At 66.0% G+C, this 594-nt stretch carries 1 pseudogene; it reads left to right on the forward strand.

Annotated elements, in window-relative coordinates:
• Positions 1–594, forward strand: a pseudogene (locus tag AABA84_RS34830) (caspase family protein); the annotation flags it as partial.

Raw genomic sequence — 594 nt, forward strand, 5'->3', positions numbered from 1 at the left:
GAAGAGGCGCGGATCGCGGCCGAGAAGCAAAAGCAGATCGAGCAGGCGAAGGCGGAAGCTGCCGAACGGCAACGCAAGGCGGCCGAGGCGGCGGCTGCGAAGGCATTGGCCGAGAAGCAGGCGGCGGAGAAGGCCAAGGCCGAGCTTGCTGCAAAGCAGGCAGCGGAGAAGGCTGAGCAGGCGGCCAAGCCGACGGCCGATCGGCAGATGCCCGAAGTCGAGAACCAGAAAGTCGCCGCGCTCTCGCCCGCTCCGGCGTCCACATTGTCGGCGGCTGATCTAACTAAGTCCGTGCAGAGCGAGTTGCGCCGCGTCGGCTGCCTGTCCGCCGCGGCGGACGGTGACTGGAATGCGACGTCGCAGCGCTCGCTGACGCTGTTCAACAAATATGCCGGCACCCAGCTCGACGTGAAGCTCGCGAGCGTGGATGCGCTCGATGCGCTGAAGGCGAAGCCGGGACGGGTGTGCCCGCTGGTGTGCAATTTCGGCTTCAAGGCCGACGGCGATCAATGCGTCAAGATCACCTGCCGCGCAGGCTATCGCGTCGGCGAGGACAACGAGTGCGAGAAGATCCAGGAGAAGAAGCCGGTCGCG

The sequence above is a fragment of the Bradyrhizobium sp. TM239 genome, assembly GCF_036247985.1.
In the GTDB taxonomy this organism is placed as follows: domain Bacteria; phylum Pseudomonadota; class Alphaproteobacteria; order Rhizobiales; family Xanthobacteraceae; genus Bradyrhizobium; species Bradyrhizobium ottawaense.